The organism is Lachnospiraceae bacterium oral taxon 500, assembly GCA_002999035.1.
Lineage (GTDB): Bacteria > Bacillota > Clostridia > Lachnospirales > Vallitaleaceae > W11650.
In genome coordinates this window covers 1,342,949-1,359,835 of sequence record CP027241.1, presented here as the reverse complement: position 1 = coordinate 1,359,835, position 16,887 = coordinate 1,342,949, and the positions used below count along the sequence as shown (strand labels likewise).

Below are 16,887 nucleotides of genomic sequence, written 5' to 3'. Positions count from 1 at the left end.
GTCCATGCACCCGCTCTCTGAGCGGGATAGAGCCCAAAAAGACTATGGCAGGCTGCCCGCCCGGGCAGAAGTGCGCAGCGCTTCGATCAGGGGAAAGTTGAGTAGTTTACTACTATCGGGCCGCAGCAAAGTCTTCCATATTCCAAACTTCGGTTGCGATCTCCTGATAAAACTCCTTTTCGTGCGAAACCAAAAAGATTCCGCCCTTATATTCCCGCAGCGCCCGCTTTAACTCTTCCTTGGCATCCGCATCCAAGTGATTGGTCGGCTCGTCCAATACCAAAATATTGGTTTCCTTGTTCAATATCTTGCACAGCCGCACCTTGGCCTGTTCGCCGCCGCTTAAGACCATAATCTTTGACTCGATATGGTCGGTCGTTAAACCGCATTTGGCCAGCGCCGCCCGAATTTCATATTGCTGCCAGGCCGGAAACTCCTCCCACAGCTCCGCAAAAGCGGTTCGCATATTGCCGGCGCTTTCTTCCTGCTGAAAATAGCCGATCTTTAAGTTTTCGCCATGCCGCACGGCACCGCCAAGGGGAGACAGCTCCCCCAAAATCGTTTTCAGCAGGGTGGATTTGCCCAGACCGTTCGGCCCGGTGACGGCAATTCGGTCGCCCCTTTCCATTCGCAGCTTTAACGGCCTGGTCAAAGGCGTATCATAGCCGATAACCAGTCCTTCCGTTTCAAAAATCAGCTTGCTGGTGGCCGGAGCGGTCTTAAAATAAAACTCCGGCTTCGGTTTTTCCCGCACCAGTTCAATCCGCTCCATTTTATCCAACTTTTTCTGCCGGCTCATCGCCATATTTCGGGTTGCTACCCGCGCCTTATTGCGGGCAACAAAGTCCTCTAAATCGGCAATTTCCTGCTGCTGCTTTTTGTAGGCTGCTTCGATTTGGCTCTTTTTGATGTCCCGCATTCTTTCAAACTCGCTGTAATCCCCAACATAGCGGTTCATTTCCTTATTTTCAATGTGGTAAATCAAATTGATTACCGAGTTCAGAAACGGAATATCATGGGAAATCAGCAAAAACGCATTTTCATAATTCTGTAAATAGCGGCGGAGCCATTCAATATTTTCTTCATCTAAATAATTGGTCGGCTCGTCCAGCAGCAAAATATCCGGCTTTTGCAGCAAAAGCTTGGCTAGAAGCACCTTTGACCGCTGTCCACCGCTGAGCTCACTGACCAAAGTGTCAAGCCCCAGCGCCTTTAGCCCCATGCCGCCGGCCGTTTCCTCGACCTTGGCATCAATCATATAAAAATCATTATGCTCCAAAATGCTTTGCAGTTCGGCCGCGTCCTCTAACAGTTCCGGCAGTTCGTCCTCGGCCGCCTCTCCCATTCGGCCGTAAAGGGCCGTCACTTCCGCTTCCATTTCATATAAATAGGCAAAGGCATCCCGCAGCACTTCCCGCACCGTCTGATCCGGTGACAGGCTGGCATGCTGATCCAAATAACCAATCCGGACGCGCCTAGCCCACTCAATTTTGCCCTCATCCGGCGTAAGCCGCCCGGTTACGATGTTCATAAAAGAAGATTTGCCTTCGCCGTTCGGCCCGACCAAACCGACATGCTCGCCTTTCAGCAGCCGAAAATTGACATTCTGCAAAATTTCCCGGCCGCCATAGCTGTGGTTTAAGTTACTTACTGTTAAAATACTCATTAACTTCCGTTATTCCTCTCTAATTCAACTTTTTCCCTGCCAAATGCTTCGGGTCTGCTCGGCAGGTGCCTGCCTAAAAACGGCAAATATGGGAAAACTCGCTTTTAATTTGCTTTTTCGGCGGCTTTTTCCTCTTTTTCCTGCTTGGCTAAATCGAAATACAGCCCCTTTAAAGCCTGAAAGCTTTCCTCGCTGATGTCATGCTCAATCCGGCAGGCATCCGTCAGCGCCGTTTCCTCATCCACCCCCAAAAGGACAAACAGCTTGGCAATCAGCACATGTCTTTCATAAATCTTAGCGGCGATGGCTTCGCCGATTTCAGTCAAAGTAATATAACCGCTTTGGTCAATCCGCACATATCCGTTTTCTTTCAATTTTTTCATGGCAACGCTGATGGTCGATTTCGCAAAACCCAAAAGATTACAGACATCAACGGAACGAACCTGCTCCTGCTTTTCCCGCAGCATTAAGATTGCTTCCAAATAATTTTCAGACGCCTCATGAATTACCATATAACCTCCTTATTTTACCTTACCCCTGCCTTCTCCGCAGCCCTCATTTTTTCTTCATAGGAAAACTCAAAAGCCAATCCAGCTCCCTATAACCCGCCGGTCAGCAGTTCCATCAGAGAAATTGCCGCCTCATTTTCCTGAAAATCCAAGTTTTGGCCGGACGTCTTAGCCGCCGGCTTGACTTCCCTTTTGTCAAAAAGAGCGGACGTTACTTTCAGCCGCTGCGCCATCGCCGTATCATACCGGTACTTTTCCAGTGCCTGCTTCTGCTGTCTTAACTTTTCTAAAAAAGCCTGCTTCAGTTCCTGATCGGTGCGTCTGGCTCTGGCCGCCCGAAGCCTTCTCAATTTTTCCGCCGGCATCATCTCCCGTTTATAATTCTCGCCGGTGGAAAACAGACGCACCACCAGCCCCACTTCGTCAATTCCAACCACGCAGCTGATACAGACATGATTCGGATAAGCTTCGTTTTCCGCATACTGTCTGGCTAAAATGGAGCGCGTTTCCGCCGCCAGCATGACAGCGTATTCCAAATCTGCATTCATTTTCTCCCACTCTTGGGGATGAATCAAAACCACATTGCCTAGGCAGCGACGCAACATCGCCTGCCAGACAGGCGCGCTCTCCTCCGCATCTTCCAGCGCCAAATACGCCGGCTCCTTTAAGTCCTGCGCTTTGACCCCGCTTTGAAAAAAAAGATCGATCGGATAATTGCGCCAGCGCAGCCCCACAATTTCCTCATAATCAATAAGGAAACGCCGGCACTTCGGCAAAATCCTTTCCCAAATTTTCTCGGCTGTTAAAGCCGGCGCCCCCGGCCGCGGCCGATCCTGCTGCATCAGCTTTTGAAAAGAACTTTTTTCTTCCTCGCCCTGCTCTCCCTTGGAACGGCTTCGCTCTTTTTGATAGCGAATTTTAGGCTGCTCTGCTGTCTTATGAATTCGAAATGCTCCCTGCACAAAAAATGGCTCCGGCATATCCGTTCCCCCCTTTCTCAGCTCTTTTATCTTGCCCTCTTAACAATCGAAACCTTTCTTTAATTCAAGTATTCTTTTTACTTCCTGTTTAAACTCATCACTAAAATCAGCCAAATTATCATATATAATTTCCTGCCAATCTGGCAGCTTTTCTCTAAATATTTTCCAATCTTTTTTGAGATATCCATGAGTATTTCTCCTTACTCTTAACAGTTATGAGTAAAAATATATCTTATCTTATCGATATCTTCATTAGAGATTCCCTCACATATTGAATTATAAAAATCTTTCACATCTTTATCATTCAATATAAATTTTACCTGGTTATTTTTAAGTGCAATTTTAATTAATTTACTTTTTTGGCTTTCTGACCAAACGTTAATTTTAGCAAGTTGTTCAATTATACTATGTGTATTCGCAAAACTTGTGCTATCCTCAAGCTTATTTATCAATTCCTCTTTCCTAAGTTCCTCTTCGCTCCGACCTTTGGTTTCTTCAGCTTTTTCAGCAATACATTCAAAATGAACCTCTTCCAACACTTCGTTGGAAATTGTTTTATCTATTATATGTTTCACTAAATTTTCAAGTTTTGACCCCTCCGTATAATCTGCCGGCACAAAATATTTTATTCTGTTCTCCTCAAGCATTCTGAAAACCTTTGACTTGTCCTTTGTTTCAGAATTATATACTCCTATTGAATGTCCGCCATTTATATTAACCAACTTCATACAGGGGATATCCGTATCGCTATCACCTATATATACCATATTTCTAAATGGAACTCTGTATTGGCTCTGTTCAAAATAAGAATTAACGCCTTGGTCATTTACATCAAGAACACCCTTTTCAATTCTGAATAAAAACTGTGTTTTATTTGTATAGTTTACAACCTGGGCCGGCCAAACCGCTACGCCGTCCTTGTCAAAATAAAATGAACTGGCATATATCTTTTTAAACTTATCCGCTACTTCCGTCCCCTCAATCATCTCTTTTAAACCAGAGGAAATAATATAATGCTCAACCTCTACACTTTTGCTTTCACCATATTTATTAATTCTGTCAAACCATGTATCAACTCCCGGAAAGAGCTTTACCTTACTTCCGTCTTTATGTAACGTATCCCTTGTGAATAATACCTTTCCTCTCGACTTACTTGCCATCATATACATATAGGCAAGATTTTGATCCATATCATTACCTGAAGCCAACTCATTTGACTCTTTCCAAAAATCCGCCACCTCGTAATCTATCGATTGTATATATCCTTGTGCCTGCATATCGTCCGGAGATAAGGTTTTATCGAAATCATAGCAGATTGCTAAAATAGGTGCTTTTTTCATTTAGTGTCATCTCCTCATTAAATCGCTTTCTTCTATCCTAGTAGTTCCAAAGTCTTCTAGAAATCTTTCGGCATTTCTGCTTTTTTACCTGTTTAAGTATTCCGTTTCTATCTGATAAAACATTGCCAGATCACTAGCAAGCATAATTTTCGATTCTGCCTTTCGTTACCGCCGCTCTACCTCATATTTTCTAAAAATCATCTTCGAAGAAATCAGAATCGACTCTTTTTACTTCGTACACACTTTCAACCGATACACCAAGATTATGCTTTATCATCAGTTTCATCAGCTGCATCCCGTCCACAAGAACAATTTTTGAACCATATAAGCCATTCGCAAAATCTTTTGCCCCGGCGGAAAATCCGGCTGTTGTGATAAATAACCCTTTTGATGCCTGTTGCCCTTGAAGCGCTCCTGCAAACTTTTGAATCTCAGGTCTATCTACTTTCCGATTAACCGCCCACTGCTTGGCTTGAATATATATAGAACTAAAACCCAGCTGGTCTTCCTTTACTATCCCATCAATTCCACCATCATTTGAAATAGAAGTTACAACTGCATTTTCTTCAATTCCATTGCCATACCCCATTTTAAGCAGCAATTTTATAACCAATTTCTCAAAATCTGCCGCTGGAAGCTTCATCACCTCCGTCATCAATTCATCTGCCAAAACATCATCTAATTCTTTTAGGGCTTCCTCTATCACCTCAGCCGGCGACTGTTCTTCCTTTACAGCCGTATTCGTTTGCAAATCTTTTGTTGGCACATGGTTATAAAAATTGGAAAAACTTTGGTATTTTAATAAATAAGTGTTATCAATGCTTTCCGCATCCGGTAAGGCTTTTTTTCCCTCATTTGTTAAAACATGCCTGCCCCTAGACGGACTCTCAATAAGGCCTGCTTGTTTTAAATACGTTCTGGCCCAGCCAATGCGATTATCAAATACCGACTGCCTTCCACTTGGCAACATTAAAGCCCTATCTTCCTCTGAAAGATTGAAAGCATTCGCTACATATTTTTTCATATCCCTATAATCATGAATTTTTCCATCTTTCAAAGATTGAAGTACAGCTCCATAAAGTTCATTATACTTTGGTATGGACATAGTTTTTTACTTTCCCCCTTTTATCGAAAAATAAGGTATATATCGTCTTCCACTGTAATGATTATTTGATCTTGCGATTCCCTTTTGAAATCCCGCCAGCTACTGCTTTTGTATCTAAGAATCCCCAACCGGATATTCCGCTGCCGGCTGCCAAAATGCCAAAAAGAAATCTTTCAGCCGGGCTGCCATCTCCCGCAAATCCCGGTACAATTGACCATAGTAGCGCACCTTCTGCGCATCCGCGCCATACGCTTCCATCCCCAGTGCCCTAGCCAAAAAAAGCGACCGGCTGAGGTGATATTTTTGCGTTACAATCAATACCTTTTTCCCTTGATAAACTTTTCTCAAACGCCAGATGCTGTCATAAGTCGATACCCCATAAGGATCCTGTCGGATACCCTCTGCCGGTACTCCGGCCTTCTCCGCCTCCGCCGCCATGACCACTGTCTCCCGATAATAAATATCCACGCTGTCCCCGCTCATCAGCAGCGGCGTTCCCGACAAAAGCCGATAAAGTTCTACACTTTTATCAATTCTTTCGCGCAACATTCGCGACGGCTCGCCGCCCGGACGGACACCCGCCCCCAACACCAGGATATAATCAAAACCGCCCTTTTCGGCCTCGACTGCAATCTGGTCATTGCTTAAAATGTAGCGTTGCGTTTTCCACAGCATATAGGCATTCACGCCAAGCAGCAGCAACAACGCTATGAAAAGCACTGCTGCCGCCATCTTTATCAATCGCTGAATTCCTTTCTTCCATTTCTGCCCCCGGCCCGACCCGGCAGGCCATTTATCCCGCGTTTTCATTTAATGTACATATTGCGACATCCGCATGATTTGCAACATTATGGCCATCATCGTTCCCCACAGGAAAATACCCAGTACCATCGCAATCACCATATTTAAAAGCACTGCCCTGGCATAATTGCGGCGATTGATGCCCTCATTGGAAAATGCCCATATAATCATCAGCACCAGACCGACAATCGGCAGCGCCATCACCCACATCATGCCTAAATACTTCCACATTGAAATCTCTTCCGGCATTTGCTGAACATAAGGGTTATACGGCATATTCCCCGGACCGCCCGGATACGGCGGATTCGGCTGCTGCCGGTAATAATAATTCCCATTGGGCGCACCGGACTGCCCCTGATAAGCCTGCTGATAATTGCCCTGCGGACCGGGCTGCCCCACCGGCTGCGGCGGATAGGCTGGCTGAACCGGGCTATTTGGCTCATTTACTCCCTGTGAAAAATTATTGTTCTGATATTTGTCCATTTCTTATTGATTCCTTTCGCTTCCCACAAATAGTTATTTAAACAGAAGCCCTAAATCCTGACAACGCCGCCGAATTTCTTCATAGACTCCGTATTCTTCCGCTTCCAAGGCCTGAAAAGCCGCCGACACCCGAATAAAAGCACCAGCCTGATCCTGCGGCGAAACGATGACGCCGGTTTTTTGCAGCAAATATTCAGCAAAGTCCGCTGCTTTTTTAAACTTCACGCCGTCTCCCGCTGCCTTGGGAATCGGCAGATACAGAAAATAGCCGGCCTGCGGTTTCTTAGCGGCAAATCCCATTTCTGCGAAAACTTCGCTTAAGTTTTGCAGCCGCCGGTCATATTTGGCCTTGGTTCCCGCCGTAATTTCCGGCTTATTCAGCGCCGTTATCCCGGCCCGCTGAATGGCTTTAAACTGTCCGGCATCGGTGACGGCCTTGACCGCCGCAAAAGCCTGGATCAATTTGGCGTTACCGGCGGCAAAAGCCAGCCGCCAGCCCGTCATATTAAAGGCTTTGGACAGAGAATGAATCTCAACCCCGACCTGCTTTGCTCCCGGAATCGTTAAAAAGCTGAGCGGCTCCGTTTGATCATAGGTCAAGGCCGCCAGTCCCGCGTCATGCACTACTGCCAGCTGATTTGCTTTGGCAAACTTAACCACCTTCTTAAAAAAGGCCTTTCCGGCCACCGCGCCGGTCGGGTCATTCGGATAACTGATATATAAAAGCTTGGCTTTCGCCAAAACCTCAGCCGGAACGCTCTCTAAATCCGGTAAAAACTTGTTTTCCGGCAAAAGCGGCAGAGAAAAGACTTCGCCGCCCAGCCATTTGGTTGTGGCCACTAAGGAGTTCTCCCGTAAATCAGCGTTTAACAGGACATCTCCCGGATTGATCAGTGCCAGCGCCAGTTGGCTGAGAGCCGACCGGGTGCCGATGGCATGGGCAATCTCCGTCTGCGGATTCAGCCCTTCGACCTTAAACTCCCTTTGCAGATAAGCGGCTGCCGCTTCGCAAAACTCTAAAATCCCGTTTTCCGCCCGCTCCCGGTTACCCCATTGACCGGCCTCATATCCCAGGCTCCCGATGACATCAAAATCCGCCATGGCATCCGGTTCTTCCCGGCTAAGATCGAGCAAACCCTGATTCGTGCTTTCCACATAGGTTTGTTTTGCCTGCTCCAAATGATTTTTGTTTTCCCTTTTCCCAAACCTGTTTCCGCCAATCCTGTCCGCCAATAATTTTTGTACGTAACTTTCTGCCATGTCTTTCCTTTCTTTTGTACCTCCGCTTTTCTTACAGCGGCGGGAATTTCTATTATTACTGCTTGCTTGAAACCCCAAACTGTCAACACGGGCAAACGGCGCAAAAACACTTTTGAGCCTCCCTATACCTCTCCCCGCTTAAAATGGAAATCTGCCGCGCGGCTTCTTTCCTTTTCTGAATCCTGCACCGCAGCTTCCGAACAAAAGCAAGGATATTGGGGTAGTTTTATTATAACTTTATCTGGGGTATCCGTCAAGTGTAGGGAGAACGAAAGCAACTCTCAACCATAAAACGGCCTGCCAAAGCAATCCTTTTCGCTTTGACAGACCGTTTCATTTGCTCAACTTACCTCTGATCGAAAAACTTCGCGTTTCTGCAATGTCACGAGCCCACCCTAAATGAGTCCCGCCCTACTCCAGCTCAAATGCGCCGGTATAGAGCTGATAATAAACTCCTTTTTGGGCAATCAGTTTTTCATGGTTGCCCCGCTCAATAATCCGGCCTTGGTCTAAGACCATAATCACATCCGAATTCTGTACGGTTGACAGCCGGTGAGCAATGACAAATACCGTCCGGCCCTGCATCAGTTTATCCATGCCGTCCTGTACCAAGGCTTCGGTTCGGGTATCAATCGAAGACGTTGCTTCATCCAAAATCATAACCGGCGGATCGGATACCGCCGCCCGGGCAATTGACAAAAGCTGGCGCTGCCCCTGCGACAGCCCGCTGCCGCCGCCCTTTAAGACCGTGTCATAGCCATGTTCCAGCATCCGGATAAAACCGTCGGCATTGGCCAGTTTGGCGGCCGCAATACATTCCTCATCGGTCGCATTCGGGTTACCGTAGCGAATATTTTCCATCACCGTATCGGTAAACAAATTGACGTCTTGCAGCACCACCCCGAGAGAACGGCGCAAATCCGCCTTTTTAATCTTATTGATATTGATTCCGTCGTAGCGAATTTTGCCGTCGGCAATATCATAAAAGCGGTTAATCAAATTGGTGATCGTGGTTTTACCCGCACCGGTTGCGCCGACAAAAGCAATCTTTTGCCCCGGCTCGGCATAGAGCGTAATGTCATGCAGCACTGTTTTTTCCGGGACATAGCCAAAATCAACGTCGTCCATCGTGATTTGACCCTTTAACTCCGTATAAGTAACACTGCCGTCGGCCCGGTGCGGATGCTTCCACGCCCAGTGCCCGGTATTTTCCGCACATTCCTGAACTTGACCCTCCTCCCTAATATGGGCATTAACCAGTGTCACATAACCCTCATCCGTTTCCGGATGCTCGTCCATAAAAGCAAAAATCCGCTCGGCGCCGGCAAATGCCATCGCCACATAATTAAACTGGCTGGAAATCTGCCCCAGCGGCCAGACAAAGTTTCTGGTCAAGGTCAAAAAGGAGGCGATCATTCCCAGCGACATAACATTAACGCCGGTCAGACCAAAATTAGTCATACCGCTGATGGCCATATAAGAACCCAAAACCGCAATAATGACATATTGAAAATAACCGACCGCATTCATCAGCGGCATCAGCATGTTCGCATTGGCATTGGCTTTGGTTGAACTGTCCGCCCAAGCCTGATTTCTCCGCCGCAGCTGCTCTCTTGCCTTATCTTCATAGCAAAATACTTTCACCACTTTTTGCCCGCCGATCATTTCTTCCACATAGCCGTTCACGTCTGCCAGCGTCCGTTGCTGCTCTGCAAAATGAACACCAATCCGACCGACGATTTTGCCGGTGACCTGCATGACCAGGAAAATCAAAACCACCGCCACAATCGTCAGCGGTACGCTGATATAAAGCATACTGAAAAATACCGTAATCAGCGTAAACATCGAGGCAATCAGTTGCGGCATAGCCTGTGCCAGCACCTGCCGTAATGTATCTGTGTCATTCGTATAAAGGCTCATCACCTCGCCATAGGTATGACTGTCAAAATAGCGCACCGGCAAAGCCTGCATCTTGGTAAACATTTCATCCCGAATTTGTTTTAAGGTCTTTTGCGCCAAGGTTACAATCATTCTGTTATAAAAAAGTGAGGCGGTAATTCCGGTTAAATATAGGAGCGCCATCATCAGCAGTGCCCGCAAAAGTCCACTGAAGACAGGCGACTCCACCGTGAGGAGCGGCATAATATGATTGTCGATCAATTTCCCTAAAAACAAGGAGGAGGCAGCACTGGCGAGAGAACTTAGTAAAATACAAAACACCACTAAAATCAGCTTGCCCCGATCCGGTTTCATATACGAAAAAATCCGGCGGGCAATTTTAAAGTCCAGTTTGGGAGCACCTTTCGGCAGTTTCTTTTCCTGTTTCATCTTACTCCTCTCCTTTCTGCTGGGACTCAAACACTTCCCGATAAATGGAGGAAGTTTTCAGCAACTCGTCATGAGTGCCAAGCGCCGAGATTTTGCCCTCATCCAGCACAATGATCTTATCGGCATGGCGGATCGAGCTGACCCGCTGAGCAATAATGATTTTGGTCGTATCCGGAATCTCCTCGGCAAAGGAACGCTTAATCGCTGCGTCCGTCTTGGTATCGACCGCGCTGGTCGAATCGTCTAAAATCAGCACCTTCGGCTTTTTCAGCAGTGCCCGGGCAATGCACAAACGCTGTTTCTGCCCGCCGGACACATTCGTCCCGCCCTGTTCAATATAAGTATCGTAGCCCTGCGGGAAAGAACGGATAAAATCATCTGCACAGGCCTGCCGGCTGGCCTGAACCAGCTCCTCATCGCTGGCGTTTTCATTGCCCCAGCGTAAGTTTTCCTTGATCGTCCCGGAAAAAAGCTCATTTTTTTGCAGCACCATTGCTACTGCCCCGCGCAAAGTATCAAGGTGATAACGGCGCACATCAACCCCGCCGACCGAAACACTGCCCTCCGTCACATCATAAAGCCGGGGAATCAGCTGCACCAGACTTGACTTGGACGAACCGATGCTGCCGATAATCCCGACCGTCTCACCGGAGGCAATCCGCAGGTCAATATTATCAAGGACTTTCTTATCGGCGTCGGCGTGATAGACAAAACTAACCCGGTCAAAGACGACCGCGCCGTCCTTGACTTCATACACCGGATCGGCCGGGTCAGTGATATCGCTTTTTTCGTTTAATATTTCTGTAATCCGTTCTGCGGAAGACGAAGCAATCGTAATCATGGCAAAGACCATCGACAGCATCATCAGGCTCATCAGAATCTGCATGGAATAGCTAAACAACGCCGTTAACTGACCTGTCGTCAGACCCAGCGCCTCATTATTGCCGCTGGCGATAATCGCTCTGGCACCCAGCCAGGACACCAACAACATGCAAGTGTACATAAAAATCTGCATTATCGGCATATTGAGGGCAATCAGCCGCTCGCCTTTGGCAAAACCGCGGAAAATCTTAGCAGACATATTTTCAAACTTTTTAATCTCAAAGTTTTCCTGATTAAAGGATTTCACCACCCGAATGCCGCGAACATTTTCCTGCACCACTTTGTTTAATCCGTCATAATCGGAAAAAACCTGCTTAAAGACCGGTATCACCGCCCGGATAATCAACGCCAGGACCAAAGCTAACAAGGGAATGGCCGCCAAAAAGACCATTGAGATCTGGCGGCTGATGGAAAATGAAGCGATCATGGCAAAAACCATCATAAAGGGCGCACGTATCGCCATCCGCAGCAGCATTTGATAGGCGTTCTGGACATTGCTCACATCGGTCGTCAGCCGGGTAACGATCGAAGCGGCAGAAAACTTATCAATATTGGAAAAGGAAAAGGTCTGCACCCGGTCGTACATATCCTGCCGCAAATTAGCCGCCAGTCCGACCGAGGCCTTAGCGCCCAGTTTTGCCGCCAGTATACCGGTCGTCAACTGCATACTGGCCAGCAAAAGCAAAATCAGTCCGTATTTCCAAACCTGCCCCATACTGCCGGCATAAACCCCATGATCAATTAACCGCGACATAGTCAGCGGAACCACAATTTCAAAGACTACCTCCAGCGCGGACAAAGCCGCGGTCGCCGCCGAGCTAACTTTGAACTGCCGCACGCTCCGGCTCAATGTTTTAATCATAAATTTCTCCTCTCTGCTGTATTGGCTTTGCCCGTTCCGCTTTTTTAAATTCTACCAAAAACGCCAGATATTATAGGCATTAATCCCAATCAAAACCACCATCAGGCCGATAAACAGGCGGTCTACCACGCGGCTGTCAATCCGGCGGTTAATCTTGCGGCCGACCATCCCGCCGGCCATGCCGCCAGCCACCGTAATCAGCAGCAGGAGTGGTGCAACTGCCGGGATCTTGCCGCTTAAAACCACTCTCAAAAAACTGGCCAGCTGCGAAAAAAGGATGATATAAAGCGAATTGGCCGCCGCCGTCTTGGTCGGCATGGAAAAGAAATAAAACAGCACCACCAGATTAATCGGGCCGCCGCCAATACCAAGAAAAGCGGACACCATCCCCAAAATCAAGCCAATCAATCCGCTGAGGACAGGATTTTGGATTTGCCTGGTTTGAATTTTATCTTTAAACAAGGTATACAGCAAAGTACCCAAAGTGATAATCAGCAGGCAAACTGCCTGAATCATGCCGACCTGTTCTTTATTGGCTACGAGATTACCGACCAGATCAAATAATTCCTTACCCAAAATCCCGCCGATGACCGCTCCGGCCGCCAGCGGCAAACCGGTTTTCGTTTCCACCGCCGAATCGCCCGATAGTTTCGCTTTTATCACCGAATACGCGGACATGGTCAGCACCGTGCAGCCCGACAGAAAACTGATCGCCGCCACCGACATGACATGGAAAGAATCCAGTGTCGGCTTGATAATAACACCGCCGCCGATGCCGCAAATCGCTCCGACAATCGACGCTAAAAACGCTACCAAAAAAAATAAAACTTCCATCATTCCTCCTCAGCCGAAAAAACGGCTCGGCTTTTTCGCCCATCCGCACTGATAATACCGGCACACAGCATCTTGCCGGCCTTATAAATAAAGATAGTATACCACAGAAGTTGGGGCAAGAAAAGTCATTCGAAAGAAAAAAACAGAAGAGGATGAGCTATCATACAAGGCATACCACTTTTCCAAATCCCTTTTTACTTTCTATATACTCATGCGCTTTTTGAATTTCATCCAAACGGAAAACCTTGCTTGGATTTACCGTCACATTATGCTCATCGATAAAGCGAAACATCTCCTTTAGCCGGAAAGAATCAACAATACCGGAATAAAAAGTAGTCAAGTATATATCATTTTGAAGCTCCATGATTGGATCAAACTCTTCCAAGAACCATTGTTCTCCCAGCTGCCCTGCACTGCAAACAATCCCGAAGCGGTTCAGATGCTTAATCGAATCTTTAATCGATCGCGGACCGACTAATTCAAGTATCTTGTCAAACTTTTTTTCCGTTTGCAATGTATAGTCCTTGTCTTCAAATATATCCTCAAAACCACTCGCCGTTAAACTTTCTTTTTTGGACATATTCTGGGTACTTCCATAGATTTTTGTTTTCGGAAAGCAGGATCTTACCAAATTGCAAAAAGCTATACCGGTTGCACTGCTTGCTCCCCTAACCAGTATCTCATCTTTATCTGTGATTCTTAAGTTTGTAAAACATCCGTATGAAGTATAGTATGTTTCAGGTATCGCCGCCAATACTTCCCACGGCAAATTACTTTCTACCGGATAAATTTGTTCGTCCGGCAACAATACATACTGGGCATAACTTCCGTCAAACGCTCTTCCCATTTCTCCCATTATGGATACGATCTTCGTTCCGGCTTCAAATTTTTCGCTCCGTTCAATGATACCAACACATTCAATCCCCAGTATTCTCGGAAATTGAACACTTGGTGAATATCCCTTTCTGGTAAAAATTTCTGAGCGATTTATGCCAAATCCCTTTACTTTTATGAGCGACCAACCCGCTTTCATTTTTGGTTTTGGCACTTCTTGAAATACTAATTTATCCGTTCCGCCGGCTTCATAAACTACCACTGCTCTCATCATCTTTTTATTACCTCGTCATTTCTATCAATTTTTTTACAAAATCATTGCTTGGATGATCCCATACCTCTTCCGTTGTTCCATACTGCTGAATTTCTCCGTCATCCATCACCAAAATATGAGTCCCCATTTTAAAAGCTTCATAAATATCATGTGTGATAAAGATAATGGTGCAATTCGTTTGTTTATGGATCTCTTTCAAGTCCTTTTGCAGTTGATACCTTGTTATTGAGTCAACCGCACCAAAAGGCTCATCCATTAAGAGTATGAGCGGAGAGTTGGCATATGCTCTTGCAATGCCGACACGCTGTTGCTGCCCGCCCGATAATTCGTCGGGATACTTCTCTTTTATATCTAAAGGCAACCCGACAAGAGACAGCATCCTGTCGATAATCTCATTTATTGTTTTCTCCTCTTTTTTTTTCAAGTCTTGGGACATAGCCTATATTTTCCGAAACTGTCATGTGAGGAAACAATCCATTTCCTTGGATTGCATAGCCAATCTTTCTTCTAAGCGAGATGATGTCTTCATTCAGAATATTTTTTCCGGAAATCATGATCTCTCCTTCATCGGGTTTCAAAAGTCCGTTGATCATTTTTAGGAGCGTGGTTTTTCCGGAGCCTGATGTTCCTACTATGCAAATAAAATCCCCTTCATTTATACTAAGATTGAAGTTTCGGACTACCCATTTTCCGTTATAGGATTTGCCGATATTTTTGTATTCTATGATTTTACTCATTTTATTCCTCCACAAGTCCTTTTTCTCTCAAGAAATTTTTTGCCACATCACTTGGATTTTCTTTATCGATTTCGACTTTTTTATTCAAAGCAGCCATGGTGCTCTCATCAATCAAGCCATTTAATTTTTCTAATACAGCATTTAACTCCGGATGTTTACCGAGTATTTCTTCTCTTACCACCATACCCGCCATATATTTCGGATAAAAGCCGAGATCATCTTCCAGAACCACAAGTCTTGGATCTGAGATCTGCCCATCGGTTGTAAACACTGTCATAACATCAATCTTTTTATCATATGATGCCTGATATTTCAGGCCGTTATCCATATCCACAGCCTTTTTGAATTGGAATTTATAGGCATCTGCCAATGCCTCATAACCGTCTTCTCTTTCAAAGAAATCATATTCTGCTCCAAAGATAAATTTTTCTGCATACTTGGCTAAATCCGAAAATATCTTAATCTTATATTCTTCTGCCAAGTCTGTTCTTATGCCTAAGCTGTAAGTATTATTAAATCCGAACATTCCCTTCCATGTCAGTTTATATTCCTTTCGGTATTCTGCATCCAGCATGTCAAAATTTTCATTCGTATACGGTTCTGTTTTCTTTAACACGATTTGCCAGGCGGTTCCCGTATATTCGGGATACATATCAAAGTCTCCCTTTACGATCGCCGGATGAATGTTAGATGTTCCGCCGCCTACACCATGTGTTATATTCACATTTAACGCAGTGTCATTCTTTATCAACGCCCCAACCAGTTCCGCCAATATATAGCCTTCTGATGTTGGCTTGGAAGCAATTTCAATACTATTGTTCTTACCACTCCGATAAAGTCCGAAGACAGACAGGGCGATGAGCAGAATAAGACCTGCTGTCCATCCTGTTTTTTTATTTGCCAGTTTTTTTAATTTATGAGCGGAAGCCAATTTCCCAAATAAGCTTAAAATCCCATCAACTGTCAAAGCCAATACCGCAATCAGCAGGCTTCCGATCAAAATAAGAATGTCATTGTTTGTGGTAATTCCTCTATAAATTGCCACGCCTAAGCCGCCCGCCCCAACAAATGAAGCAATTCCGGCTAAGGCTATTGTCATCGTCACCATATTCATGATCGATGAAAATATTACCGGAAATGCCAAAGGAAGTTTAATCTGATACAAGATTTGAAATTCCCTGCTCCCATAGCTCTGCTTGCTTCAATGATTTTAGGATCGATCGTAGTTATGCCCACATAGGTACTTCGAACGATGGGCAGTAATGCGTATATGGTCAGAGCAATGATTGCCGTTGTATTTCCTATTCCTGTCAGAGAGATCAAAAAGCCCAAAAGTGCGATCGACGGGATCGTATAGGCTATATTTACAACGGATATTATGTAGCCCGCAATTTTAGGTTTTTGCGAAATGAATATGCCAATCGAAAGCCCTACCGCTATGGCAATGATCACTGCCGTAAAGGTAATAACGATATGCTCCAGCAAAAGGTTCCAATAAAATGATGAGTTGCTTGACAACTCTTCTATAATCCTATTTATCATCTTCTTCCTCCAAATTAGAAATGATCTTTCTTAACATATTTTCAAATGTTTCTATCTCTTTTGTTGAAAAACCCTTATAGAAAATCTCATCCATTTTATCCGTTGCTATTTTAGACTTGATTTCTAATGATCTTCCTTTCTCTGTTAGAAACACATATTTTTTTCTTTTATCCGTATCACTCTGCTTTCGGTAAATTAAATCCACACTTTCCATCTTGTCAAGCATATTGGTCAAAGTATTGATTGCCAGCCCTGTACCTAAGGAGATGTCCGTACTGCTGACACCGTCTTTTTTCCACAAGCAGAATAATATTTTGCCTTGCTCCCCATTAAATTCCGTAAGCCCATATTCAGAAAACAGTTTATTTAGCTTTCTTCCGCTAAGAAATTTGGCCCTGCCGATTAAATATCCGCCTTCTACTTTCATTTTTCCTCCTTTAACTTCTATAT

13 protein-coding genes and 2 pseudogenes are annotated in these 16,887 nt (G+C 45.5%); all 15 read right to left on the bottom strand.

The genetic code is table 11. From position 1 onward, the window contains the following. Window positions 1–112: 112 nt before the first annotated feature. Window positions 113–1,666: a heme ABC transporter ATP-binding protein gene (locus C3V36_06215; GenBank protein ID AVM68865.1), complete on the bottom strand. Its 1,554-nt coding sequence runs from the start codon at window positions 1,664–1,666 to the stop codon at window positions 113–115. A 104-nt stretch (window positions 1,667–1,770) separates the two neighbouring features. Continuing rightward, complete coding sequence (locus tag C3V36_06210; protein ID AVM68864.1) at window positions 1,771–2,178, bottom strand: DtxR family transcriptional regulator; 408 nt, start codon at window positions 2,176–2,178, stop codon at window positions 1,771–1,773. Between the two features lie 86 nt (window positions 2,179–2,264). Then, the gene (locus C3V36_06205) at window positions 2,265–3,155 is read right to left on the bottom strand and encodes a hypothetical protein (GenBank protein ID AVM68863.1); all 891 of its coding nucleotides are present in this window, start codon (window positions 3,153–3,155) and stop codon (window positions 2,265–2,267) included. Between the two features lie 206 nt (window positions 3,156–3,361). Then, window positions 3,362–4,495, bottom strand: coding sequence for a haloacid dehalogenase (locus tag C3V36_06200; protein ID AVM68862.1), 1,134 nt, complete (start codon window positions 4,493–4,495; stop codon window positions 3,362–3,364). Between the two features lie 190 nt (window positions 4,496–4,685). Further along, window positions 4,686–5,600: a restriction endonuclease gene (locus C3V36_06195; protein AVM68861.1), complete on the bottom strand. Its 915-nt coding sequence runs from the start codon at window positions 5,598–5,600 to the stop codon at window positions 4,686–4,688. Window positions 5,601–5,714: 114 nt separating this feature from the next. Beyond that, window positions 5,715–6,410, bottom strand: coding sequence for a SanA protein (locus tag C3V36_06190; GenBank protein AVM68860.1), 696 nt, complete (start codon window positions 6,408–6,410; stop codon window positions 5,715–5,717). Next, complete coding sequence (locus C3V36_06185) at window positions 6,411–6,884, bottom strand: hypothetical protein (GenBank protein AVM68859.1); 474 nt, start codon at window positions 6,882–6,884, stop codon at window positions 6,411–6,413. Between the two features lie 33 nt (window positions 6,885–6,917). Next, window positions 6,918–8,144, bottom strand: a complete 1,227-nt coding sequence (locus C3V36_06180) for an aspartate aminotransferase (protein ID AVM68858.1) — start codon at window positions 8,142–8,144, stop codon at window positions 6,918–6,920. Between the two features lie 411 nt (window positions 8,145–8,555). Beyond that, on the bottom strand, window positions 8,556–10,472 hold the full coding sequence (locus C3V36_06175) for an ABC transporter (protein AVM68857.1): 1,917 nt from the start codon (window positions 10,470–10,472) through the stop codon (window positions 8,556–8,558). Between the two features lies 1 nt (window position 10,473). Continuing rightward, window positions 10,474–12,216 carry an ABC transporter gene (locus C3V36_06170; protein AVM68856.1) on the bottom strand — a complete coding sequence of 581 codons (1,743 nt, stop codon included), beginning with the start codon at window positions 12,214–12,216 and terminating at the stop codon, window positions 10,474–10,476. 51 nt (window positions 12,217–12,267) lie between these two features. Beyond that, window positions 12,268–13,053, bottom strand: a complete 786-nt coding sequence (locus tag C3V36_06165; protein AVM68855.1) for a hypothetical protein — start codon at window positions 13,051–13,053, stop codon at window positions 12,268–12,270. Between the two features lie 157 nt (window positions 13,054–13,210). After that, on the bottom strand, window positions 13,211–14,155 hold the full coding sequence (locus C3V36_06160; GenBank protein ID AVM70460.1) for a quinone oxidoreductase: 945 nt from the start codon (window positions 14,153–14,155) through the stop codon (window positions 13,211–13,213). Window positions 14,156–14,165: 10 nt separating this feature from the next. Further along, window positions 14,166–14,895: pseudogene (locus tag C3V36_06155) on the bottom strand (glycine/betaine ABC transporter ATP-binding protein). Window position 14,896: 1 nt separating this feature from the next. Beyond that, window positions 14,897–16,437, bottom strand: a pseudogene (locus tag C3V36_06150) (glycine/betaine ABC transporter substrate-binding protein). After that, entirely contained in the window at window positions 16,427–16,864 is a 438-nt protein-coding gene (locus tag C3V36_06145; GenBank protein ID AVM68854.1) for a MarR family transcriptional regulator, read from the bottom strand. The pseudogene C3V36_06150 and the gene C3V36_06145 overlap by 11 nt, the downstream one beginning before the upstream one ends. Window positions 16,865–16,887: the final 23 nt, after the last annotated feature.

Coding starts and splice junctions, on each gene's coding strand:
- C3V36_06145 (AVM68854.1), bottom strand. CDS start 16,864: ATGAAAGTAGAAGGCGGATATTTAATCGGCAGGGCCAAATTTCTTAGC.
- C3V36_06190 (AVM68860.1), bottom strand. CDS start 6,410: ATGAAAACGCGGGATAAATGGCCTGCCGGGTCGGGCCGGGGGCAGAAA.
- C3V36_06160 (AVM70460.1), bottom strand. CDS start 14,155: ATGAGAGCAGTGGTAGTTTATGAAGCCGGCGGAACGGATAAATTAGTA.
- C3V36_06205 (AVM68863.1), bottom strand. CDS start 3,155: ATGCCGGAGCCATTTTTTGTGCAGGGAGCATTTCGAATTCATAAGACA.
- C3V36_06195 (AVM68861.1), bottom strand. CDS start 5,600: ATGTCCATACCAAAGTATAATGAACTTTATGGAGCTGTACTTCAATCT.
- C3V36_06200 (AVM68862.1), bottom strand. CDS start 4,495: ATGAAAAAAGCACCTATTTTAGCAATCTGCTATGATTTCGATAAAACC.
- C3V36_06170 (AVM68856.1), bottom strand. CDS start 12,216: ATGATTAAAACATTGAGCCGGAGCGTGCGGCAGTTCAAAGTTAGCTCG.
- C3V36_06180 (AVM68858.1), bottom strand. CDS start 8,144: ATGGCAGAAAGTTACGTACAAAAATTATTGGCGGACAGGATTGGCGGA.
- C3V36_06165 (AVM68855.1), bottom strand. CDS start 13,053: ATGATGGAAGTTTTATTTTTTTTGGTAGCGTTTTTAGCGTCGATTGTC.
- C3V36_06185 (AVM68859.1), bottom strand. CDS start 6,884: ATGGACAAATATCAGAACAATAATTTTTCACAGGGAGTAAATGAGCCA.
- C3V36_06210 (AVM68864.1), bottom strand. CDS start 2,178: ATGGTAATTCATGAGGCGTCTGAAAATTATTTGGAAGCAATCTTAATG.
- C3V36_06215 (AVM68865.1), bottom strand. CDS start 1,666: ATGAGTATTTTAACAGTAAGTAACTTAAACCACAGCTATGGCGGCCGG.
- C3V36_06175 (AVM68857.1), bottom strand. CDS start 10,472: ATGAAACAGGAAAAGAAACTGCCGAAAGGTGCTCCCAAACTGGACTTT.